Origin of the sequence: Amylibacter sp. SFDW26, assembly GCF_009184395.1 — a bacterium.
GTDB lineage: Bacteria > Pseudomonadota > Alphaproteobacteria > Rhodobacterales > Rhodobacteraceae > Amylibacter.
In genome coordinates this window covers 24,233-49,752 of the sequence record NZ_WEIC01000006.1, presented here as the reverse complement: position 1 = coordinate 49,752, position 25,520 = coordinate 24,233, and the positions used below count along the sequence as shown (strand labels likewise).

At 42.5% G+C, this 25,520-nt stretch carries 17 protein-coding genes; 4 read left to right on the top strand and 13 right to left on the bottom strand.

What is annotated here, in order from left to right; genetic code table 11:
• Positions 1-54: 54 nt before the first annotated feature.
• A complete protein-coding gene (locus F9L33_RS14800; RefSeq protein ID WP_226804158.1) occupies positions 55-1,059 on the top strand; it encodes a LacI family DNA-binding transcriptional regulator in 1,005 nt (334 codons plus the stop codon).
• A gap of 257 nt (positions 1,060-1,316) precedes the next feature.
• Here F9L33_RS14800 and F9L33_RS14795 read toward each other — a convergent pair whose 3' ends face one another.
• The 4 genes from F9L33_RS14795 to F9L33_RS14780 all read right to left on the bottom strand — a co-directional run bounded on the left by F9L33_RS14795 (position 1,317) and on the right by F9L33_RS14780 (position 8,255).
• The gene (locus tag F9L33_RS14795; RefSeq protein ID WP_152143586.1) at positions 1,317-2,657 is read right to left on the bottom strand and encodes an HlyD family type I secretion periplasmic adaptor subunit; all 1,341 of its coding nucleotides are present in this window, start codon (positions 2,655-2,657) and stop codon (positions 1,317-1,319) included.
• The gene (locus tag F9L33_RS14790) at positions 2,650-4,560 is read right to left on the bottom strand and encodes a type I secretion system permease/ATPase (protein WP_226804168.1); all 1,911 of its coding nucleotides are present in this window, start codon (positions 4,558-4,560) and stop codon (positions 2,650-2,652) included. The genes F9L33_RS14795 and F9L33_RS14790 overlap by 8 nt, the downstream gene beginning before the upstream one ends.
• Before the next feature lie 117 nt (positions 4,561-4,677).
• Positions 4,678-6,687 (bottom strand): type I secretion protein ATPase, encoded by a 2,010-nt coding sequence (locus tag F9L33_RS14785; protein WP_152143584.1) that lies wholly within the window; start codon positions 6,685-6,687, stop codon positions 4,678-4,680.
• A 107-nt stretch (positions 6,688-6,794) separates the two neighbouring features.
• Positions 6,795-8,255 carry a hypothetical protein gene (locus tag F9L33_RS14780; protein WP_152143583.1) on the bottom strand — a complete coding sequence of 487 codons (1,461 nt, stop codon included), beginning with the start codon at positions 8,253-8,255 and terminating at the stop codon, positions 6,795-6,797.
• Between the two features lie 723 nt (positions 8,256-8,978).
• Here F9L33_RS14780 and F9L33_RS15965 point away from each other — a divergent pair.
• From F9L33_RS15965 to F9L33_RS14765, 3 genes are all read left to right on the top strand, one after another.
• Complete coding sequence (locus F9L33_RS15965) at positions 8,979-9,734, top strand: response regulator transcription factor (protein WP_226804156.1); 756 nt, start codon at positions 8,979-8,981, stop codon at positions 9,732-9,734.
• Positions 9,731-10,228 (top strand): hypothetical protein, encoded by a 498-nt coding sequence (locus F9L33_RS14770; protein ID WP_152143582.1) that lies wholly within the window; start codon positions 9,731-9,733, stop codon positions 10,226-10,228. Before F9L33_RS15965 ends, F9L33_RS14770 begins: the two co-directional genes overlap by 4 nt.
• 592 nt (positions 10,229-10,820) lie before the next feature.
• The gene (locus F9L33_RS14765; RefSeq protein WP_152143581.1) at positions 10,821-11,435 is read left to right on the top strand and encodes a response regulator transcription factor; all 615 of its coding nucleotides are present in this window, start codon (positions 10,821-10,823) and stop codon (positions 11,433-11,435) included.
• A 16-nt stretch (positions 11,436-11,451) separates the two neighbouring features.
• Here the strand turns inward: F9L33_RS14765 and F9L33_RS14760 are convergent, their stop codons facing one another.
• The 9 genes from F9L33_RS14760 to F9L33_RS14720 all read right to left on the bottom strand — a co-directional run bounded on the left by F9L33_RS14760 (position 11,452) and on the right by F9L33_RS14720 (position 25,512).
• Positions 11,452-13,656, bottom strand: coding sequence for a choice-of-anchor L domain-containing protein (locus F9L33_RS14760; protein ID WP_152143580.1), 2,205 nt, complete (start codon positions 13,654-13,656; stop codon positions 11,452-11,454).
• Positions 13,657-13,683: 27 nt separating this feature from the next.
• Entirely contained in the window at positions 13,684-15,084 is a 1,401-nt protein-coding gene (locus tag F9L33_RS14755) for a nucleotide sugar dehydrogenase (protein ID WP_152143579.1), read from the bottom strand.
• A 198-nt stretch (positions 15,085-15,282) separates the two neighbouring features.
• Positions 15,283-16,710, bottom strand: a complete 1,428-nt coding sequence (locus F9L33_RS14750; protein ID WP_152143578.1) for a mannose-1-phosphate guanylyltransferase/mannose-6-phosphate isomerase — start codon at positions 16,708-16,710, stop codon at positions 15,283-15,285.
• A 133-nt stretch (positions 16,711-16,843) separates the two neighbouring features.
• Positions 16,844-18,427, bottom strand: a complete 1,584-nt coding sequence (locus F9L33_RS14745; protein ID WP_152143577.1) for a glycosyltransferase — start codon at positions 18,425-18,427, stop codon at positions 16,844-16,846.
• Positions 18,414-19,841, bottom strand: a complete 1,428-nt coding sequence (locus F9L33_RS14740) for an HlyD family secretion protein (RefSeq protein ID WP_152143576.1) — start codon at positions 19,839-19,841, stop codon at positions 18,414-18,416. Before F9L33_RS14740 ends, F9L33_RS14745 begins: the two co-directional genes overlap by 14 nt.
• A 144-nt stretch (positions 19,842-19,985) precedes the next feature.
• Positions 19,986-22,517, bottom strand: coding sequence for an ATP-binding protein (locus tag F9L33_RS14735; protein WP_193222068.1), 2,532 nt, complete (start codon positions 22,515-22,517; stop codon positions 19,986-19,988).
• Positions 22,518-22,538: 21 nt separating this feature from the next.
• Positions 22,539-23,054 (bottom strand): molybdopterin-dependent oxidoreductase, encoded by a 516-nt coding sequence (locus tag F9L33_RS14730; RefSeq protein ID WP_152143574.1) that lies wholly within the window; start codon positions 23,052-23,054, stop codon positions 22,539-22,541.
• 125 nt (positions 23,055-23,179) lie between these two features.
• On the bottom strand, positions 23,180-24,475 hold the full coding sequence (locus F9L33_RS14725; RefSeq protein WP_152143573.1) for a hypothetical protein: 1,296 nt from the start codon (positions 24,473-24,475) through the stop codon (positions 23,180-23,182).
• On the bottom strand, positions 24,472-25,512 hold the full coding sequence (locus F9L33_RS14720; protein WP_152143572.1) for a hypothetical protein: 1,041 nt from the start codon (positions 25,510-25,512) through the stop codon (positions 24,472-24,474). Before F9L33_RS14720 ends, F9L33_RS14725 begins: the two co-directional genes overlap by 4 nt.
• Between the last annotated feature and the right edge of the window lie 8 nt (positions 25,513-25,520).

Sequence of the window (25,520 nt, the reverse complement as noted above, 5' to 3'; positions counted from 1 at the left end):
TGTCAACACAAAATGTTACGGGTAACAAAAACTTAAAAAGCAGAGATTTTTACCTTGAATAACAACAAGATAAGCCTAGAAGAAGTCGCAAAAGCCGCTGGCGTTTCTAAAATGACTGCCAGTCGAGTTATACGTAACAAAGGTAGCTTTTCAGAAAAGACGCGGACAAAGGTGATGGCAGAAGTCGAACGGCTTGGCTATTTACCGAATCGTTTAGCTTCTGTTTTTGCAGGTGACATAAACTCTACATTTGTTGGTGTTTCCATCCCTGATCTCGGCAACGAAGTTTTTGGCTTAATGTTAGAAGGCATAGACCGAAAGCTAGGAGCCTTTTCTCATCAATCAATTTTAGGCATGACACAGCACGCATTAAATCAAGAAGAAGCATGGATAAAAACCGTATTATCATGGCAACCTGCCGGGCTGATTTTAACAGGACGTTCACATACTCAAAAGTCCCAAGCAATGTTAAAAGCTGCAGGCATACCGATTGTAGAGATATGGGACCTTAACTCTTCGCCAATCGATATGTCCGTCGGCATAAACCATTATGATAGTGGTTATGAGATGGGACGTTACTTGGTTGGCAAGGGATATCGTAAGCTTGGATATGTCGGCACATCACACCTAACGGCTAACGCAGCAACAGCTCGAATGAACGGCTTTACAAAAGCAATCGAAGATGCTGGCAGCAGGTTTACAAAACACTTATGCCTTCACGACAACCCAGGATTTTATCCTGGTTTTTACGGCACAGAACAATTATTAGCATCCAGCCCAGATATTGAAGCTATATTCTATCAAAATGACAATATGGCTGTTGGTGGTTTAAACTATTGTGAAACGAAAGGACAGAAAGTTCCTGATGATATTGCCATTGCCGGCTGGGGCGATTTACCTATTTTATCCATTGTTCCTTATAAGATGACAACCGTACGCGTCCCTCACCTTCGTTTAGGGCGGATGGCAGCAGAAGTTCTTTTAGACGCTTTACATGGAAATGCCACACGCAACAGCTATGATGTTGGATTTATCTTAATACCAGGTTCCACAACTTAATTACCTATGCTTCGGTAATAATTTTGGACTACGCATCTAAATCATTTGTGGACTCTAATGTCATCCATCAACATTCCAATCAGGACTAGAACAACGTTGACCATCAATAAAATGACGATCGGGTTGTCTGGCACCGAATAAACCATATAGAAGATCGTTCTTGTGTCCCTCCACTAAAAGTAGTTTGGAGGCAAATAACTTATCTCTTTACTATCTTTAGTATGAAAAAATAATGGCTGACTTTCCTATATATTTCTTCATTGTTCACGAAATGCACGTGTCATACTATCTGTGATCGGTTTTGTTAGATATTGGATGAAAGTACGTTCTGCTGTTTGGATCATGATTTCCGCTGGCATACCTGGGGTCGGGGAAAACCCTGGAACTCTTAATAATTCTTCAGCGGGAATTGAGACGCGCGCTACATAAACCTCAGTTGTTTCCCCACTGGTTTTTTCTGAAATCGTATCCGCTGAGACATAATAAACCTCACCAAAAAGCACAGGTGTTATGCGTTGGTTTAATGCTGTTAGACGCACTGTCGCTTGATAACCATTTTGAACGCTATCAATTTCCGTACGGGGAATTTGAGTTTCAATGATCAGGGGCTGATCTGATGGCAGAATTTCAGCAATTGCCTTACCGCTTTCTATTACACCACCTGCCGTATGATAATATAGCCGTACAACTGTGCCAGATACAGGTGCTGTGATTTCAACGCGGCTTAGAACGTTTTCTGCAGTTCTAAATTGTTCGCGGATACTTTCTAATTCTGCTTGGATCGCCTGAAGCTCATCCAGCGCCGCATTCCGATGCTTACCCAACGTCTGTTCTATCTGCGTGTGATATCTGCGTGAGACTTCTTCAATTTCAGATATTTCTGCTTCAAGTCGCCCTATCTGACCATCAGCTTCGGCAATTGCACGTTTCACAGCATTCAGTTCAACTTTACGCACCAAGCCGCTTTCGAAAAGTTGCTCTTTGTCTATTAATTCTTCAGTCAGTATTTTCTTTTGCTCATTCGCAGACTTGAGTTGGCTAACATAACCCGTGCTACGAATAGCAAGGGCGTCAATATTTCGGTTCAGAAGCGCAATGTCATTATTCAAACCTTGCATGGCCACGTTAAATGCAACCATCTGACCATCCATCATAGTCGCAATTTCATAATCAGATCGCAATGTCATCATGTGGTCTGGAAACACTAATGTCTCGGCGCGTTGATATTCAGCATGAATGCGGGCTTCTGCGACTTGCAGACGAACCTGCCGCAAGAATAACTCACGCTCAGTTGCTAAGGCCGCTGTTTCATCCAGCTGCATCAATGTTTGGCCTTTTTGCACAAGATCACCTTCACTGACGCTGATGCTTTGGATAATGCCACCTTCAAGGTGTTGAATGATTTTATTACGGCCTGTGGCGATAAAGCTGCCTTGGGCAATGACAGCTGCAGCCAAAGGAGCACTGGTTGCCCAGTATCCAAAACCTCCAAAAGACAAGATCAATAACAGTGTCCCGAATATGACGTGTTTCCGTACAGATCGAGGAACGTCATCATACCAATTTATAGGCACTGTATCTGTTGGAACGTTAGCCATTTTCAATACCGCCTTGCGTATCTGAGCCCAGTTCATCATTTCCAGCTGCGCGTTGTGCAAGTTGCTGCAAAACTTGTTGGCGTTGCCCAAACAGGGCAATATTACCGTCGGCCATTAACATGATCTTATCGACCACACGTAACAGTGATGGTTTCTGCGTTATCACAACAACAGTAATGCCGCTTTCTTTTGCATGTTGAATAGCACGCGCTAATGCTTGATCACCCCCCGCGTCGAGATTGGAATTTGGTTCATCAAGAACCAGCAGACGTGGGTTTCCATAAAATGCGCGTGCCAGTGCAATACGTTGCTTTTGCCCGCCTGATAGAGGGGATCCATCTGCCGCGACCATGGTTTCGTACCCATGAGGTAGGTTTGCAATCATTTCATGCACATCGGCCAATTCGGATGCACGGTGAATATCTGCGTCATTTGCATTGGTCCGCATCCGCGCGATGTTGTTTTTGATAGAGCCTGGGAAAAGTTGCACATCTTGTGGAACGTAGCCAATGCTTTCCCCTAATTGCCGTGTGTCCCAATTCCGTAAATCCATTAAATCCAGACGCACATTGCCAGACGTTGGTAATACGGATCCAACCAACATTTTCCCCAGTGTGGTTTTCCCTGCGCCAGAATTGCCAATAATTGCCAAAGACTCCCCTGGAGTTAGGTTGAAACTTAATCCATTTAAGATGACCTGTTTTGTGCCCGCTGGCACATATAAAAGCCGTTCAACATCTAATCGTCCTTCTGGGCGTGGTAAGCGTAATTTTTCAAATTGAACTTTAGAATTATTCATCAACCCAGTGATCCGCCCATAAGCAGCACGGGATAATAAAAACGCGTTCCAGCCTTCGATAGCACCCTCAATAGGTGCCAATGCTCGCCCTGCAATGATTGATGCAGCGATCACCATACCGCCAGTGATTTCGCCATTGATTGCCAAATATGCACCCCATCCCAACATACCAATTTGGGTTAAAAGTCGTGTGGCACGTGAACATGCTGCTGAAACGATGTTACGGTCTTGGGCGCGGACTTGTGCCTTTAGGGACGCAGCCGTGTCATGCCCCCAAATTGTCACTGCTTCGGGAACCATTGCCAAAGCGTTAATAATTTGGCTGTTCCGTGACATTGAATCCAGATGCATATTGGCTTTGCTCTGAGCTACGTTTGCTTCGGCAAATGGTTTGGCTGTCATTTTTTGGTTAATTATGGCGATCACAAATAAAAATAATGCCGTCACAATTACAATGGTTCCTAAGTGCGGATGGACAAGGAAGATTGCTAGAATGAACAAAGGTGCAAAGGGGACATCAAGGAATGAAATTAATGTGCTTGAAACAAGAAAGCCGCGCACTTGCTGTAAATCGCCTAATGTTTGATATTCTCGTCCTCCGCTGTGCAGAGATGCATGTGCTGCTGCACTTAGAATTGGAGCCCCTAATCGGGCAGCGATCTCTACGGCTGATCGCATGAGGATAAAACGTCGTACCGCATCTAAAACGGCTTGCAGTAAAACCGCACCAGCAATCACAATTGTTAGCATGATCAATGTATCAATTGAGCGACTGGTTAAAACGCGATCTGATATTTGGAATAGGTAAATTGGTATTGCTAAGATCAATAAGTTAGTTGCACAGGTTAATACCATCACGAATGCTAGGTTCTTACGAACCGCGCGCATGCCCATTTTTAAACTATCAGAAAACTGATCTGGCCCCATGCGTTTATGGAAGTTAGGTGTTTGCCCGCCGCCACCCCCCGAACCATTACCACCCGTTGTGGGTGGTTTTGCGTTACCATCCTTTAAAATTGGCCCTTTGGTTTGTTCAATCTGAACGCCACCCAAACCAGCGGCTGGTCTCTCATTCTTATCAATACGTTGTTCTGATTCCAGAATAACCTTCGCTTCTGCTGTTTCAGCTGCGTCATGTTCATCGGAGTTGGAAGCTGTTTCTGCGGAGTCATTTTCGCGAGCGTCTAATCGATCTGTCAATTTATTCTCCAAATAATATAATTAGGCCAATACCGTTTGCATGACATCTGGCGTTGTTGCGCCACCATTCATTGTTGGTGTTAAAACTGTTTCTTCGGAAGTTATCGGAGGGCTTTCGGCCATTTCATCGCTTAAAAATACGACGGCTTCGCTTGTTAAATCCGATGTGGAGACGCCAAGAGGAACTGCATCTGTATCAATCAATTCCGCTTGGTAAATTAATGCGTCACTGTACACTTCACCTTGTACCATCACTGTGGAATCCACTCCTTGGTTAACCACTACCGCGGTATTCAAGGTGGCGTTGGAACCCGTTGTAACGGTCACGTCTGCACCCGTTGTATTTTCGAAATCATCAAGTGCGAGGTGAACCTGATCGCTGTCTCCAAGAATATTTGATTGTTCAACCATAGTCATCACAGTTAGGTCGCCATCTATGTATAGAACGCTTAATACATCTACACCTTCAAACATCATATCTTGTGCAACATCAGCCCCGATCGTTTGTGCACCATCAGCCAATTGCTCGGCTGCATTGGCAAATGGATCAGTCATTTCGATATAATTATCCACCCCAACCGAAGTCAAAGACGCGTAATTTAAAAGCAAGTTATCGTTTGTCGAAATATTATCTGGAGCGATACCAGTGTAAGTTACATTATCGCTGTCTAAAACGATGTTAACTTGGTTGATCATGCTAATGTTGATCATGCTTCCGCCTATAATAATAAGGTCGTAACCATATCCAATTTCAAGCAGTAAAGCGGTGTTTAGAATGTTGTTTTCGCCAAGACCGATATAAGTTTCCCAACCAGAAAACTCTATTTCTGCGCGATCAGTATCTGTGATAAAATTATATTGCTGAACCCAATTAATCGCAACAAGGTCGGCATCCACGGTGGTTACAACCCAATGTGTAGGTAAGCTTTTATCTATGGGCTCTGAAGTGGTTTCATCAACAGTGCCTTCTTCTACAGGAGGCGTGGTAAATTCGTGTTTGATCTCTGCCATATTGAAAGCATGAGATACATTTGTTTCGGCTGAGGTCGCTCCATTGTCATGATTGAATAAAATATTAAGTTGGTTGATGATTTCTATGGAAATAACATCTCCCATCACTGAAATAACGGGGGCGTCTAGCCAGTTGGTTGCGAGCGATGTTTGATTGACGATTTGGTTTGCGCCAGACACAATCGCGTGCCCAGGATCCACATCAAAGAAATCTAGTGAGGTGTCCTCTGAAAAGACGGCCTCTAATGGGTTTTCAGTATCTTCATCGGGTGTTTCTTCCTTTTTAAAGATACCTGGTAAAAGGTCTTTTATAATGGGTAAATTTTCTGCCGTTTCCCCATTTATATGAATTCCGTAAGCGGCATCTCCATGCAGTGTCGTAGACGTCAATCCAGATAAAGCTACAGTTTCGAATTCAGAAGCGCGTTCAAGCAATTGAATGGCTTCATCGTGAACAATGGCATCGCTTGATAACAGGTTGGGGACTTCCAAACCATCAATAACAGATGCTATTAAGACCAATTCATTAAGATAGTTCAAAAAATATGATGGATCGGTGAACTCAACCGCACCATCAAAAGTGAGAATATCGTTATCTTCAAGAAATGTTGTCTGATAGACAATCGATACGACAGAGCTTGCAGGTTCAAGGAAGAACTCAAAAGACGTATTATGACCTGAATGCGGATGGGTTAGGTAAAAATCATCGGCTTCTGGAGTTTGAATGTTATTGGTAAAATCATCTGGTCGCGCATAATTATTGTATAAAGAATATGGTGGGTGAAAGTTGCCATCAGAAACCGACGCAGACGCGTAGGGTGATAGACCCGGTTCATACCCTTTTAATGTATAGGGTGCTTTCAAATTTACTGTTATATTATTTAATTCCTCATACTCAGCCTCTTGGCCTTTCAGAGCTTTAAGTCTGTCATAATTGTCGCGAAGTTTGGCATTTTCGATAGCGATATCAAATACACCGACAAAGTGAGCGACAATCTCAGTTGTTGCATCAAACGCCATAATAACCCTCGTTTTAAATATTGGTTACTCGGCCTCAAAATATTTTTTTATTATATAAATCTGCGCGAGATATCCCGCGCAGATCAGTATCTATTTAAAGCGATTAATTACGCACCATCACTATCGTCGCCGATGAATGTAGAGCTCATTGCGCCACCTACCACTGTCATATCAACAGTGTTACCCAACACATTGGCACCCATTACGATGCTTTGATTAAACGCTGTAGTGTCAATAGCTGCTGCAGCAGATGCAAAAGACTCACCAGTCACGAAACCATCGTCACCGTTGTTAGAGCCCCACATTCCTGCAGAACCACCAGCACCACCGTCACCAGTTGTAGCTGAACCACCAGCACCGCCTGTGCCACCGCCAGCATGACCGCCGCCAGCTTGGACTTGGCCGCCATAGCCGTCACCAGCTATTGCACCAGCATGTCCATGACCACCAGCTGCATTATATGCACCAGATGCGGCACCAGCATTGCCACCGTGACCGGTGTTTGCGTTGCCAGCTGAACCATGCCCGTGACCAGCACCTAATGCTCCAGCGATTGCACCAGCGTCGCCGCCGTCATCACCTTCTGCATTTGCTAGTCCTAGACCAAGTAGACCTAAACCAACACCGATTGCGCCAGCGTCTCCGCCTTCGCCACCGTCTGCATCAGCACCCGCTGCTGCAAGTCCAGCACCAATACCAGCACCTACAGATCCAGCGTTTCCGCTATCGCCGCCTTCGGCATTTGCACCAGAAGCAGCACCGCCGACACCGACACCTACGCCAAGTGATCCAGCGTCTCCGCCATCACCACCGCCAGCATATCCATGCCCGCCAGCTGCAAATCCACCAATAGCACCACCGCCATCAGCATCGGCGTCGCCGCCACCATTGCCGCCTTCAGATTCAGCATCAATGCCTTCTTCAGCGTAAGCATGACCACCATTAGCGTTGTTGTTTTGGCTAATTGATCCACCGATCGTTGGGCTGTTTAATGTGTCATTGTCGACAAGGTTGTTCGACATAGCATTCACGATACCATTGTCGTTTCCTTCGCCATCAAGAGCGCCATCAAGGATATCATTTAAGCTTAGGTCATTGCCTGGATCGTAATTCAGGTCACCTTTTGCCATTACAATATCATCAATAGATGCATTCGAAAGATCGATATCAGCGAAATCATCATCCGTTGGCACATAACCATCCAGCCCAACATTGACAGAAACATCGGTTGTTACTGTTGTTGTAACATCCGTGTCATTAGTGGCATTGTTTGTAGCTGCATTGTTTGCTGCGTTATTTGCTTGGTTATCATTATGGTTATGGTTCCCATTATAATTTCCATTAGCATTGCCATTCGCATTACCATTCAGGTTCAAGCTTCCATTACCATTTAGGTTCAGGTTGCCATTGCCGTTATCATTATCGTTGTCATTTTCACTCGAACTATATTGATATTGTCCTTGACCCTGATGTTGGCCTTGGCCCTGATGTTGTCCTTGACCTTGGTGTTGGTCCTGATCTTGATGATCATTATTCCATGGCCAAATATAGTGTTGACGATTAGACATTATTCATACTCCTTATTGTGGTATTTGCCGGACCGCCACTCATTTCAAAAGCAGTCATCGCCCAAATACGTGTTTCAAATTTTAGTGAAAGTTGACTGAGTTCATGCGCATAGGCTGCGATGATCAATCCATATTGAATGCTAAGTTTTTGTCATAAACCCCCTCTCTAAACTTGGCGATTTATGTGGGGATGAAAAAATGACGAACCACATGTGATTCGCACGATTTTCTTGCAACTACTCCCGCAAAGAGCGCCAATTATGTGCTAAATTGTTACGTATTTTAGTCATGCAGAATGACCGTTCCATCAGCATTCCATCATGGGGATGCAAAAAATAGCTGGCCTAAAGGTGTATAAAAAAGAGGAAACTTTACCTAAGGTTAAACCGAGGTTTTTTATGTATTTTAACGGAGTGATATTAACCGAAAGGTTTATATGAAAAGAAACGACTATAGTCCGAATCGAGATCGTATTTGATCAAAAGATTAGTAGTAATAAAAATTACCGCCAAACGTAAACGTGACATATATCAATGTTTTTGTTGAATAATTCTGTTATAGTTGCTGTCTAATATCAATAAAACAACATTTTAGACTACTGACTTTTGTGTTTGGCCGCGTCTTCTAGTTACATATTTCCTTGGTGGGTATGGGTGTGTTTCAAAAATGAAGAAGCAATCTTAATTAGCCAAAAACCATCAGGAGGGAACAGGTGTCGTTATTATGAACGATTCAATAGATGTTATAAATTTGACCAATTACAATGATACGCAAGCCTGCGTTATCTTTATCGGAGACAAAAGATATTTTTCTGAACTTTTAATTCAAACAGTTCAGTCAGAGTTCTCTGACACCGTAATCTTAAGAGTAAACTCTTTTGATGAAATCATTGCTAATAATGAAATTAATAAAAGAAAAATTTTCAGCATTATCATGGAGGAAACACTCACCTTGATATTTGCCGAGCGTTACGATGAAATATGCGCTATTGCCCCCGAAGCAAACATCGCAATTGCATATAAAGACGATACGCTACCGTATAATGTCTTATTAGATTCAGAATGTTTTATGGCATCTTCTGCAATCAGCTTTTTGCCTATGAATGTGAGTTTAGATATTTGGCTTGGAATTATACGTTTGATCCTTTGTGGCCATAAATACTTACCTTGTGATCTGCTAGATAAAATTGTGAAAGACTTTAAAAAAGGTGATCTAAGCTTCGCAAAGATACAGGAAAGTGGTCAGCCCGAATTAAATCTACTTATTGATGATCTGACTGTTCGTGAACAAGAAGTCTTGCGTTCTGTATCCGAAGGTAAGCCAAATAAAGTAATCGCAAATGAATTTGATATATCCGAACATACAGTAAAGTTGCACATTCATCATATCATCGTGAAATTAAACGTGCACAATCGTACTGAAGCTGCGATTTGGTACCTTTCCCAAAATCGAAACACAACCAAACAAGTCATAAAATGACTGACACACCAGAAATATCATTCGATGACTTTTTGCTATTGGTGGGGAAACTAAATTATTCTTGGACGAACACCGAGAGCTTATTGATTCACTTGATTGCAGGCTTATCTGGTGTCGACAAAGAAACCGCAGTTGTTATTTTTTTAACGCTTAATACATCGCGAGCGCGGATGGATTTGGTGCAAAGGTTAGCGAAATTGGAACGTATCGATGTAGCTGAGCGTTCAAGGATATTAAAAACCACAGAACGGATAATGAAACTTTCAGCTCTTCGAAATCGTTATAATCATTGCATATATACTTTTGATCCTGAAAGCGGTCATCATAAGACGATTTTGATGCGTATCGCTGATCGTAAAAACAACATTAAGATGGGGCAAACTGACGAAATTGATGATAACTCTGTTAAAGGGATTAAGGTTGCTATCACTGAGTTGAAATCAATAAACGAAGCGATATGGAAGATCATTAAGGATTTTAGCTATCCAATATAGAGTTTAAATTAAAAAATGACCTAATAATCATCTTTTGCATCCTGAATCGCGAGGTTGCGTCTACACATGACGTCGTCAGGCACCGTTACCACAACCGCCAGTGCATCAACCCAAAGCACCTGCAGCTAGGGTCGCAGGCGGATAACAAGCAGTATGACTGGGACCGTGCGGCGAACGGGATCGACTGGTCGTTGTTGTAAGGACAGGCCTCGGACGTGTCGGAGCTTCGGTGAAGATACGTTCAGGGCAATGCTCACGGGACAAGCCCGTGGCACAGTCTCACCACGTCAGAGTGATGAAATCACGCCATACCAGCTCGGGGGCGATTCTAGGGGCCATTTGTGCCTTCTACTAGGAGACAGGATCAATGAAAGAACGGAGGTGTTTCTGGAAATATGGATGGCCAAAAGGTTTTGCCTTTTTAGTGTATAATACGTAGGTTCAATCTATAAAATCGATACTTATTGAAGCATCAAGTAAGCTTTCCATACCAATCATTATTTCAATGAAGTCTTTACACACTCAAACAACGTAGACAAACTACCTAGAATAATACGTTTGAAATTATGCGACCAGAATAGGGCTATTTTTAATGAGAATACTATTAGCAGATGATCACGATCTAGTTCGAGAAACCCTTTCTGCTTTTTTGGAAAAAGAAGACGGTTTTACAGTCGCACAAGCAAATGACATCACACAAACCAAGCGTTCTATAGAGACACACGAACCGTTCGATTTAGTTCTCCTTGATTACGAAATGCCTGGAATGAATGGCTTAGATGGCCTGAAAAACATTATGGAACTTGCGGGCCGAAAGCCCGTTGCGATTATTTCAGGAACAGCGAACAAAAATATAGCAGAAAAAGCGTTAGAGTTAGGTGCCGCTGGTTTTTTACCAAAATCCATGGCTGCGTCATCTTTAGTCAATGCTGTAAAGTTTATGGCTATGGGGGAGAAATACGCCCCTCTTGATTTCATGACTAGTGAAGATGAATCGTCAGATCATCCTCTTAAAAAGCAGCTCAGCGATCGTGAGCTACAAGTTTTATCAGGATTGTGCCGTGGTTTAGCAAATAAGGAAATTGCACGTGAAGTCGAATTACAAGAAGTTACAGTCAAACTACACGTTAAAACTTTATGTCGCAAATTAGATGCAAAAAACCGCACACATGCTGCGATGATTGCAAAAGATGCTGGCCTCTTTTGACCAGCATCCCATTCAATTAGAGTTGCAAACCATCAGAAATCTGAAGCATGAAGTCTGCTCCAAGCCCCTGACTATCGATTAAGTCAATTTCACAAGTTCCAATATTGATAGAAATTGTGCCATCTTCACCTTGGGTCGCATTTTCCGAAAGCCAATCTAAAGTGCTTAATCCATCTACATTCAAATCAAGTAAACGTAAGTCCAATCGGTCTTGCTCTAAGCCAGTTCGTGTGAAATCAGTTATCGTATCCGTGTAATAATCATCATCCTCTGATCGAAATACAAACCAATCTGAACCTGCCCCACCAGTAATTTGATCAGCTCCACGACCACTGATTACTTTATCATCACCTTCACCAGCATCGATAACATCATCGCCTTTACCAGCATTAATGTAATCCTTACCAGCATCACCAAAAATAAAGTCATCACCAGATCCACCGTAAAGTTTGTCACTTCCAGCACCACCAAAGAGTTCGTCGGCTCCACTACCACCTTTTAGTGTATCTTTGGCTCCGCCACCTATTAAGATGTCGTCTCCTGATCCGCCATCTAACAAATCTTGGCCCGTGCCACCTTCTAAATTGTCATTTCCAGATCCGCCGTAAAGCGAATTATTACCCTCGCTATCAGTCAGCCTGTCGTTACCAGTGCTTCCTTTAAGTTCGTCATTACCAGAACCACCGATCAAGATATCATCCCCAACACCGCCGAACAACTTATCATCACCAGACCCGCCATCAAGAGTATCGGCACCCGCACCACCACTTAGATTATCTTCGTCAGCACCACCATCTAGTATGTCATCACCAGAGCCTCCGACAAGCTCATCACGACCCAAACCACCATAGATAGCATCATCTTGACCTCCACCGTTCAGGTCATCAAAACCTTCGCCACCATAGAGGACATCATTACCTGACCCTCCCGATAATACGTCACCACCAGTACCGCCATCCAAGATATCATGACCCGCTGACCCGCTAATTGAATCAGCACCTTCGCCACCATAGATAATATCATCATCTTCAGGAAGAATATTACCGTATTGATCATATCTGACGCCATTCACATCGTAATGTGAAACCAAGCCATTATCGATAAAATTCACGCCCGAACCGCCATAAATAACATCATGGCCTTCACCACCAATCAATAGGTCACCATTTTGGCCACCTTCGATTAAGTCATCGCCAGTGCCACCATCAACACTATCTGCACCTTGACCACCTATCAATAAATCGCTCCCCTCGTTCCCTTGGATTGTGTCATCACCTAGACCTCCATTAATAGTGTCATTGCCAGCAAGATGTTCGTCGAATTGCAAAGCTCCTTCTGCGAGGAATAAAGCGCTATCGTAAAGACCATCACCCTCATCAGCGATAACAATTCTAATAATTGTAAGCTCACCTGGCACCAATGGGATCGTTACAGTTAGACCTGTCACAACACCGTCAAATTGAGTATTCAGTACATCGTTGTTATGGTGATTTTCTGTATACCCAGAGTTTGCAGCACCATTATCAACGTCAATAACGCCGTTTGTCGTTCCATCGATAGGGCAGAGAACGCCATTAACAAATACCCCTGCAAGATCACTAAACCCAGCATTCACGTACTCGGGAAACTCTTCGGATGCAAAAGAAAGAACAAGCGTAACTTGTTCTAAACCACTTGGTGCTTCAAATGAAAACTCTAAACCTGCAGCATCGTTGAGGCCTTGCAAAGGCGTATTATATTGATCTAACCCAACGTCTCCAGAGCCACCAAAATCTGTAGTCATATTGCTAGATGTATTTGGGTTATTAGAATCTGATGTTGTCGTACCTGAGGCATTACCTGTAGACAGGATAAGTCCTGTATCGCCTGGCACAACATTTGGCGCTACAGTTGCGCCATCTGAATATGTTTGAACCTGCTGTGATGATCCGATTAAATTGGCACTTACAATTTCAACAGCACCACCCGTCAACATTTCAGCCGCATTTACAGCAGTCACATCAGAATAACTTAAATTGCCACCCGAACCGCTTTGCGTACTATCATATGCCACTGTATCAGGCATAACTTCTGAGGTTTGCTCGGGAACGCCGTCCCCGATAAGAAGATCATTACCACCTCCACCATTTATAATATCGTTTGAGCCAAAGCCGGTCACAATATCCGCCCCTTGAGTGCCTTGTAAGGCATCTCCTGCGGCAGTTCCATTTATCTCTACCATTGTATTTCCTTTATTAATTAAGTGAGTTTACCAACCGATTCCTGAATAAGCTGTTGTTTGAGGTACGTCTGAAAATAGGCGTACAACATCGATGACAGGTGTATTCCCAGCCGTTAGAACAGCATCTTGATAAAGCTCATTGTTATGCGTAATGATCAAAGCATCTGATTGTTCAACAACGTCGGAAACATCGTCTCGCAACATCTTTGGTAAATCTTCTGCAAGAGCCTGCAAGCCAGAGCTGCCATGCCTTACATATGCAAGTTGACCAGCCAAAGGCGTATCAACGGTGATCGCAGCGTCATGAATAGTAACTTTAACGCCATCAGCATTTAAGGCCGCTATAACCTCAAGAATTGGACTTTCACGTAGATCGTCCGTACCAGGTTTGAATGCCAAACCAAGAATACCGACTTTACGCGCACCAGTCTCTTTTGCCATCCTCAAAGCTTCTGCAATTTGAGTATCATTCGATTTTCCCAAACTGTTAATCATTGGCAAATCAACGCCCAAATGTTGCGCAATATGTGCAACTGCACGCACTTCTTTTGGAAGGCATGAACCACCAAACGCAAACCCAGGTTTCAGGTAATACGGTGACAGATTAAGCTTCGTATCTTGCACGAAGACATCCATGACTGCGTGACTGTCAACGCCAAGTGGTTTGCAAAGTCTCCCGACTTCATTTGCAAAACATACCTTGGTCGCGTGCCATACGTTATCTACGTATTTTACCATCTCAGCCGTTTCTACAGAGGTGATGATTGGTTTTTCATCAACGGCTTCATAGATGCGAGATAGGATACGAGCAGATTTAGGATCATCAGCACCAATAACCGTTTTTGGCGGTGCATAAAAATCCTCAACGGCAACGCCTTCGCGCAAGAACTCTGGGTTAAAGCATACGCCAAAATCAACGCCAGCTTTCAACCCTGAAACTTCCTCAATAATCGGGGCCATAAAACCCATAGTGACGCCTGGAGGGATTGAGCATCTCATAACAATTACATGGAAGTCGTTTTTTAATTTAATGCCTTCACCAATAGAGCGAGCGGCCGCATCAATATAAGAATAATCACACCCACCATCCGCCGCAGTTGGCGTGCCAACCGACACGAACGTAACATCAGTATCAATAACGGCTTGCCTAAGATCATTCGTTGCAGAAACCAAACCTTCGGTAAGGCCTTCGTGCAACAGTTTACCTAGGTCTTTTTCATGAATAGGTGAAACACCATTGGCGATGCAATCGACCTTATCCATATCGATATCCACACCGATAACTTGATGTCCTAGACTGGATAGGCATGCGGTAGAAACCGCTCCTACGTATCCTAGTCCAACAACACTAATGGAGGGTTTTTCTTCGACAAGGCGTAGTGGTTGCGCAGTCGCGAACAGTCTTTGGTTGGCAGCATTATCAAGCATTTTATTATCCTTCATTTTCTTAAGATGAAGGTAACTAATTGTTTTAATATATTCTTTGTCTGGCTCGTATAGTTTTTAAATACTTCGCAGTAGATCACTATCCTTTTGGTTAGTAATGGCTACACATATGGAAGGACAAAAAACAACGGCCCCGAAGGGCCGTTAAAGTTGGTGTGAGAGTGTATGTTCTTTTTATAATTATGCTGCTGTATCTCGGGCATAGATATCTTCATATCTCACAATATCATCTTCGCCTAAGTATGCGCCTGTTTGAACTTCGATCAGGTGTAAAGGCACTTTCCCCGGGTTTTCCATCCGGTGAATTGCACCAAGTGGAATATAAATTGATTCATTTTCTGACACTAATTTTATGTCTTCATTCACTGTGACATTTGCTGATCCCTGTACAACGATCCAATGCTCTGATCTATGTACATGGCTTTGTAATGAAAGTGCGGCACCTGGTTGCACAACAATCCGTTTAACTTGAAATCTTTCACCTAGCGAAAGTGTTTCAAAATACCCCCATGGGCGATGATCACGTGGGAATGTCTCTGCTTGTTTTGCTTTCTTAATTTTTAGTTTTTGAACCGCATTTTTTACATTTTCTGATTGGCTAATATCTGCGACCAAAACGGCGTCGCCCATTGCAATCGCCGTAATGTTTTTCAACCCAAGGCCAATCAACTCTACACCGTCAGTTTCAGATCTGAGCAATGTGTTTTCACAATCAATTGCAGTCGTTGAGCCGTTTTCAACGACACCATTTTCATCGGCGTCGCCTTCTTCCCATACAGAACTCCAGCTGCCCATATCGCTCCACCCGCAATCCATTGGCACAACAGATAATGTTTCGCACAACTCCATAATTGCGTAATCTATAGAAATTTCCTCTGCGGATTTATATGCTTCTTGGCCTAGGCGGAAGAAACCTAAATCTTTTACACCGCTTGATACAGCTCGACGACAAGGCATCATCAATTTCGGAGCAAGCACCTCAAAGGCCTCGAGGATATCAGCAACCTTAAACATGAAAATTCCCGCATTCCAAAGGTAGCGACCAGAGTCTACATAAATTTCTGCATTCTCAGTATTTGGCTTTTCAACAAAAGCACTTAAAGGCAATGCAGATGCATGTTCATACCCAATTCTATCGGCAACTTCTAAATAGCCATAACCAATCTCTGCGCGGGTTGGCTTAATTCCAAATGTTACCAATTTACCAGCTTGTGCTGCTGAATAAGCCGTTTCAATTGCCATAGAAAACGCATGTGTGTCTTTAATCAAATGATCAGATGGCATAGCTAGCATGACCGCATCTGGCTGATTTTCAAGTTTAAGGGCCGCCGACAATATAGCAGGTGCTGTATTACGACCTTCTGGCTCAATAATAATAGAAGGGTTCGTTACACCAACGCCTTCTGCTTGTTCTTGTACCGTAAAACGGTAATCAGAATTCGTCATTAGAATTGGTGCTTCAAACCTATCATCTTGAACACGCTTTAACGTTTCTTGGAACAGGCTTGTATCACCAGACAGATTTGCAAATTGCTTTGGATAGCTTTTGCGTGACAAAGGCCACAACCTTGTTCCGCTACCACCACATAGGATTACTGGGTAAATCATTTTATTTTCTCCTTACACTTCTCACTTTGTAAGTTTGTTATAGATGACATCATGAAGAGGTGCGGGCGTGCAAGAGAACAGTAATGGGCTCAACAGATCAGGCCGTATATCCCAAAGTATACATACTGCGTGTTTACAAAATTATAGGCATTGGCAGTAAACCAATATAGATTGCCAAACCTGCAACAAAAGCACAGACCGTTGTTATCAATTGAAACTTCGCAGTCCAGTTTTGAACACTTTCAAGTAAGCCAACACCATCACCTGCAGATTGATTTCCACGGTTTGACCATTTTTGCTTACTCAAATGAAAGATCATAAACACTTTCACACAAGCATTAATGACTTGGTTAAAGTAAAGAATAAAAGGCCAACTTAAATCTGTACTGCGAGCATATCTGAATAAAAACAAACACAGAATTGTGCGCGAGAGCACAATCCAGATGAGGCAATGTAGCAAATACATCGGCTCAATGAACAACGTCAAAATAGCGAGTGTCGGACTGACCAACATTGTCCACATTGCAATACGTTGATCCACAATACACCACCAAATAAACGGTTTAACTTGGCGCGGCCCAAGCGCAATCGCACGAGAACCATTACGCAACATATTACCTGACCAACGACGAAAGTTTTGCACCATTCGTCCAGTACCAGAGCCTTCAATCTGTTCAATAGTATAAACGCATGCGTCAGGCACATACGTCATTTTCGCACTGCGCGTTAGCAAATGATACCACGTACTTTTATCGTCACCGGACAGGAAACGGAAACGCCCCCACAACCAATGATCCAAATGATCTGCCTCGATGGTGCGGATAAATTTTTCGTCAACAATATGTTGCGCCCGAAAAACACTCATGCGCCCAGTTAAAGTCAATACCTTGTCAGACATAGCATGGCTTTGCATTGCCAAGCGTCTTTGGGCAAACCGCATAGACAACCAACTTTGTATCCATTGCGGCCCATAACAAATCACTTCTTCGTTTGTGGTTAAAGCTTGCAACTCGGGATCAGCTCCAAACATGGAACAGGTTTTTTCCAAAACGTCGTTTCCATAAACTGCATCACCATCCATGAAGATTACCAAGTCATCAGGGGCAATGATAGATCGGTTCATAGCACGTAATATCATCCCAATTGCCATACGCTTACCTGGTTGATTTTGACGCAAGAAAACTAGATCTGCGTCTAAATCAGCCGCATGTGTTCGTACAAAATCTGTGATAATTTCTTCATCGTAACTAGATCCAGTCCCAATCCATAAGGTCGTCGCAATACCTTCGCGTCTGATCTGACTGATTATAGAGCCAATCACACGGCGCGTAATGGCTGGCTCTTCATAATAAGTCGTCATTTGAATGTGTAATCGACCAGGGCGCCAGCCTGCCTGCCAAACCAAATTTGCACGATAACGCATTTTTGGCCATTTATAGGCAGAATAGATTTCTGCACGCACAGCGTGTGTGAACCACCAGCCAAACCTCCAAAGCCCCAATGTACCTAATGTAATAGAGACCGATAAAACATCTGGTTCAAAAAAACCATTCGGCAAATATACAAGTGCTGCCGCAAGTGCAGTGAACAATACTAAGAATTGCACCAAAAATTGCGGCGTCCATTTCTGCAATCCTTTTGGCATTGGCCCAGCTAACGTTTCCAACCACTGATCCAAATGTTTTTCGAATGCATAAAGCGTATCAGGTGCTTTCATTATCGCCACTCCCTGTAAAATCAAAAAAGAGCTTACGGTGAAGTCGAATACCAGCGGGCGCATTATGCCGAAACCATTTGCGTGTTTTCTTCAACCCAGAATCATCTGCTTTAATCGTTATAACCATCCCAAATTTATCAGGCTGAACTTCATCACTACCTGCTTGCAAATCTATTATTGTACCTGTGATAGATTTCGATTGCCCACGGAACGAATATGAAACGGTTGCCGGCATTCCGATATACACACTACTCACCATACGGTCGTCCAACCAACCAATGGCAACACGCGGCGTATTTTCTTCTACTTCGACAACAGTTTCTGAACGACTTGCGAAGCTACCTTGAAGAACGGGAACAGAAGACACGATACCATCTGTACGTGCAATGACATGCAGTTCATCAGCAGCAGCTTTCTTATTGCTTAAATCTCGTTTCCAGCGCCGTAAATCCAAATAATATTCATCCACTCGCCGTTGCAAAGCTTGTCGAATATCATGATAACTCCCCGGTTGAAGCATCTGTCCTTCATCAAAACGCTTCACAATATCCCATGCTTTTTGAACGTCTTGTGGATAATCATCATACAGATGCTCCGATTGATCCCAAGGATACCATAGGTAATAAAAAGCATCCCAATAAGGCTGCCTAAACTCATCCAACCTTGCAATATGTTTATCCAATTGCACCTGAGCTTGGTTTAAGCGTCGTTCGGCAATTCGTATCTCTGTGCGCACCTCTTCAACCTGACCTTCACGATCTGGGTCTTCCAAGCGTACCAGGATATCTCCAGCGGAAACATTATCCCCTTCTTTGACTAATATTTTTTGGATATATGCAGATTCAGGAGCTTGATAGGTAATGATAGGCGCAACAAAACGCCCATGATCAAGTTCTAACACTGAAAGGCGTTTCCATATCTGGTTTCCAACAAATCCGAATAAAAACACAGCCAATGAAATGTAAAAAACAACATTCCAAATAATACGTAATATCCGAGGCCTAGTCTTAGCCATACCTGATGCCATTTCTCTTTCGGTTTCTCCCATGGGAACCAAATCAACGGGCGTATCAAGGCTTGTAATCATTTCCGAAGTAGAAACCATACGGCCAGTCAAAATACCTTTATAAAACATCGAAAGTGTTTCACGCTGGCGAACTGTTAGATTGGTGAATGAGAAACCGCCTTCCTCGTCCAGAGGTATGACATCAATAGGGAATTTTATATCAATCCCTTGAAATGGAACAGACAGATATAAACCTTCGGGTAAATCACCTTCAAATCCATCAAGGATAAAACCAGTCAATGACCAACGGTCAATTGTATGTGTTTGCCCATCCGGTGCATGTAAATACAACGGGGCTGTAACCCTAAAAGATAGGTCGGGCATTGGACATTCATGGCGAATGTTCATAGGCCGTCTCCTGCATACATTTTATACTGGTTACCCAGTATCTCTCACTTTTAAAATGTACATGGAATCACAATTGAGAGCTTTAGCCCAAGAGGGCAGGCAGAATCTAATACGTATAGGCCTGTATCCAAAAGGATATATGACTTAGAGCGCCTTTAGTTGTTCGAAGGTAATACGCCAAATATCTGAAAGATTAGAATGTTCCGATATGATTGCATCTTTGGCATTTGTTTTTGCAGCATCTTCAATGACACGTAAACTATCCTGCAGACATTCTGCACCTAAAACCCCAGAAGAACCTACAGATTTATGTGTAGCAGCCGCCAGTTCATTATAATCACTCGCATCAATAAGTTGAGGTATTGACTTGATGAGTCCATCAATTTCAATTTGGAAATCATTTAATATATTCTTAAACTTTTCATCACCAAGTGCATCTTTGACTTCCGATACTATATTAGAATTCAGATAGTATGGCGCATTTTCTTGACCAGCTATAGATCGCCCTCTTGATTTTGCAGTCAGTAAGCCTTCAATATTAAAGGCCAAAATTTCATGCGATATAGGCTTGCAAAGGCACGCATCCATTCCTGCCGTAATAAATTTTTCGTGCTCTCTTGGCAAAGCATGCGCCGTTAAGCCTAAAATTGGAACTTCAGCCGACAAACCACCAGAATTGCGGATTTCTTTTGTCGCATCGATACCATTCATTACAGGCATACTCACATCCATCAAGATGAGATCGTATTTTTGTTCCTCCGCCATTTGAACAGCTTCTAAACCGTTCGTCGCCTCAGTGATTATAACCCCATCTTTTTCCAACATCTCACGAACGATATGCCTGTTGATATCATTATCTTCCACAAGAAGAATCCTACGCGCTTTTAGTATTTTAGGGTCATAACTTGTCGGTATAATCTCAATGATCTCTTTCACTTTATCATCCAAAAGCAATGGAACAACGACAGTGAACTTTGTCCCATTTCCAAGAGAGCTTTCAAGAGATATTTCACCACCCATTAAATCAACAATGCGTTTACAGATAGCAAGCCCAAGGCCCACACCAGATGCCATACGATCATAGGATTTATCTTGCGTATAAAACTCTTCGAAAACATGCTCTATATTATCTTCGGAAATACCTATTCCTGTATCCGATACTGAAAAGACAAGTTCTAATCCAGATGTAACATGAGCTTTCACTTTGACCTGTCCACCAGTTGTAAACTTAAGTGCATTTCCGATCAGGTTATAAGCAATTTGCCGTAAACGATGATCATCCATCCAGACATTTCGATCAGGCATGTTTCCAAGTTCTAAACTTAATTGGTTTTTCTTTGAATATGCCGTCGTTTGGTTTGTCGTAATGATATTTTCAAAAAACTTTTTAAGATCAAATGACTTTGGCGATAAATCCATCTTAGCTGCATCCAATCGGGACACGTCCAAAACATCATTCACATGATGTAAAAGAATATCACTAGAATTTTTAGCTAAGCCTATATATTCAGTCTGCTTTTTCGAAAGCCTCGTCTCCTGCAATAACTCAATTGTTCCAAACAACCCATTCAATGGTGTGCGCATTTCATGACTCATTACAGCGAGAAAGTTTGATTTTGCTTTATCAGCATCCAATGCTTTATCGCGCGCAATGCGTAATTCTTCTTCTGCAGCAAGACGGTCTGTAATGTCGCGAATATAGGCCACGAAAATTGAACCGTTCTCATCCTCTGCGTGCCCGATAGCAATTTCAATTTGAAACTCTTCACCACTTTTACGTAATGCTGTAATTTCGATCCGCCCTTGACCAACCAGCTTAGGAGACTTGGTATCATTAAAGCGCTTCATACCAGCATGGTGGGCTTCATGGTATTGCGGGGGGATAATCAGATCCGCCATTTGAGCACCAACTGCTTCAGTCGCTGAATATCCAAATACAGTTTCTGCTGCTTCATTGAATTCCATGATCTCACCATTTGTATTCGCAACCACAATTGCATCAAGGGATGTGTCAAAACTGGATTTCAAACGTGTACTCGCCCGTTCAATGGCGGCTGAAACTTCTTGTGATTTTTTATGCTGTCGAAAAAGGAAGTACGAAATAATGACCAACAAACCAATCAATGCCGCAGAAACGACAGCAGCAATAACTAGCAAGTCAGTAAAATCTGCTCTTTCTGCATCAGTCTCTTCTGCGTTCAACCGAATACCTGTCAAAGCAATATCGTGTGCTATACCTCGAACTTTTCGAAGTTCTTTCAGAACATCTGGGATTTTTGTGAGAAGCACATCATCACTAGAATCTATCGGTTCTACTAATTTTTTAGTGCAAAACTCTAGCATCTTAAGATATTTTAAAAACTGCTGATCTTCACGCATAGCTTGAAAAACACTGCTTTGGCGCAATTGGGACACACGGCTGTATAAGTTATTGAAACGCCGTCTCACATCTTTTAGCTGCGAAGGATCTTCCCCAACCAAAGATGCTGCATCAGATAATAAGAGAACCTCGACCTCAACCTGAGAAAGCGTCCAAGATAAATTGTCATTGGGCGCTTCACGTAAATCAGCCAAACGTGTCGTAATATTTTGGAACAAAACCAGTAGAACAATCAAACCAATAGCAATTACGCTTAAAGGCAACACACGTCTAAATAGAGAGTGCCTGACATTCATATTTGGATGTTCCATCTGCTGTTATTTAACAGATGTTAAGCGGTCTAATTGCCAAATGGAACGAGAATAAATCACTTCTGTACGATATTTTGAGTTCTGATCATATGGATACACAACCCATAAAGGCCCCTTATCTCGTGCTGACATTGTTTCACCATCCAGATGGTATGCAACTATAGGGGCATCCTCATTCGCAGTATCTGCTGGAATATCTACTTTATAATCGTTTAAAGCAATTGCGTGAATAAGCGAGCCAGATGCACCTGCATAATCTAATACGGCCTTTAAGCTCACACCTGTAAACTCAGCAACTTTATCTAACCAGATGGTATTCGTTTTAAAGCTCGTAACAGGCATAGCCTGAAGCATTGCTAAATCCAATTCTAAACGACCATCATCCGTATTTGTATTCGCAATCTCACCAGAAAGCGTTAAAAGTACTTCCCCAGAAGGGCGCGGCATTTCATCGGCAAATACATTTGATTGGCTAAGAGCCAAAAATGTTACGGTACAAAGAATCTTCTTAAAAACTGTCATAGTAACCATCTCTCACTTGGTTTGGATTTCTTTGTAACTACCATCCAATTGTAAACATTATAATTGCGCAGCAGTATAGGCGACTATACCAAAGTATAGTCGTCCTATCCTTTAGTCTTAAAATTTTAATTTATTAAGTGTGCAGACAGGTTTTGGCTGGATTTAGCGCCCTTCAATCTAAGCTTCATCTTTTTCACTACAGAAACACCTAGCCCTTCTAAAGATGCTGACCAAATATCTGATTGTAGTTCCAAAGGGACACGATTTGACTTTCGTAATTTTATGCGCGTTTTCTCATTCTCTTGGCTATAAAGTTCAACCTCTACTTCTTTCAGATTCGCACTGTCAGTAATGATTTGAAGAATTAAAACTTCTGAAATGTTCACAGACAGCGAAACAGACTGCCAACCTGAATTGGCTGTACCCTTAAATATTTCTACAGGTTTGTCATCGTCAGATAGTCGTAACGCTCCTAAGATTTGTCTTAAGCTATGCGTATCAGATAGGTTCTGTGTATATGGCACTTCCCAGATAACAGTATGATAAGTGCCTTTCTGGAAAGCATCACTTAAGATAAGTGCTTCTATAGCACTGATAATCCCGCCACCAGAAACAGAGTAATTATCAACCTCTGAATTAAGTGCAAATGATAAGGCATCACTAAAGCGGTATACATCGCGTCCATAGCGGTTTGAAAAACTGGTTCCAGCAAGAGCAACTTTTTGTGCATCATCGGATAAATCTGATAACAAATCAGATGCGTTCCCTTTTTGGGTAAAACTCGCCGACATTACGCCCTCAGGCTTGAGCGTAGTTTTGCATGTTTTATCTACAACAGCTGTAAGAGATCCTTTCTCAGAATACAGTTCTAAAAACTTCAAACCAAGGAATTTTTTTTCAAGATCATCAAGCTTTCCAATCTGTTGTATTAAACTGAAAGCAGCAAAAGCAGCACCCTTAGGCGTCCAGTGTGTATCACGCGAAAAATATGCGCCTTGCCCCAATGATGCTTTCATTGGGGATAATAGATCGGCTGCAAAAACGCCTGTTGCAGAAATACTTTTCAAGTATGATTGAAAGCTCGCAGTCGCTTTCTCTCGGTCATAACCATCAATTGATACATCCATGAATAACGGGCGCGGAGGAGGCACAGCTAATACGAGCTTTACGCCACGGTCTTGAAACGCCTCCGCTATTTTAGTCATAAGAGCGCTTGCTTCTGCATTAAACTCAAAATCGTTAACCAGTTGATCATTCGCAATAATCCATCCCTGGTCCATATCCGAATAAAACGGCCCTTTCTTTTGATATTTTTTAGGAAGCGCCTCAATCTTCATTAATGCATCACAATATGGCGCAGCCTGCACAATTGGTGCACATATAGCGGTTGATAGTATCGCAGTTAAAATTAGCTGTCTCATTTTGGTAAATCCTGTGTTGTATATCGTTCTGGAATTTCCCAGATGATCAGTTTTGGAGGGGTGTTTTCGAAAGTGTCTGATTTCAAATAATCACGCATTGGGGCGAAGGGTCCCTTTCCTTCTTGCGACATATTTAAAATATCAACGGATAAAGCTTGCTTAAGAAAACCTTCAAAATGCCAATCAGATTTAGCACTAAAGCTGGTTCCAACAAGTACGACGTCTATTGCAGTATTACCAAAAAGACTGGCATTATTTTGCACGGTGGTTTCAAAGCGCTCGATCGTATTTTGAGCTGGGCCAACATAGGGTCGCAAAAAACCCGTTGGTACATACTTCAATAAGTCGCCGTCAAAAATTTTAGTATCAATCTGCTTCGTTTTCACTTGAACTAGGTCAAACGCCCCTGGCTGAATGTAGTCAGCTATATGTCTCGCCACAGTTTTCGCGCCAAACGGTGACCAATGTGTATCGTCACGCATGAAAACATCCGCAATAGATTTATTGCGCTCCAACGGAGACAATCCAGATATCGTAGCAATCTTATTGTCGTTCAGCTTAGATATTAATGTATAATATCTGTTCGAAACCTCTTCACCACGAACATGCTTTAGCTTTTCTTCGTAAACACGCGCCTTATCTGGAACGATTACAGGTATTAGTTTAATTTCGCGATCTTGCAACTCTGCATATACGTTTATAATTTCTTGAACTGACGCATCCAAATTTGAAACCTGATCAGGTTCATAAGACAATTCTTCTGTTGTAAAGAGCCAATCATCACGACCAACAATTGCACCATTAGAAGCTTGACCTAGAATCGCATATTTAAACGCACCCCAAATATTTACGGATGACTGGCGTAAAGGATTAGAAGCACTAAAACCATCTTCATATAAACCCTGAAGTTTTCCTGTAAGAACCGATGCGCTCCCATGCGGTTTCATATTTTCATGACTAAACAAACCTAACGTTACGACCCCAATTAAAAAGGCACTACAGAAAGCTTGTTGATATTTATTTTTTAAACGATCCATATCATTTC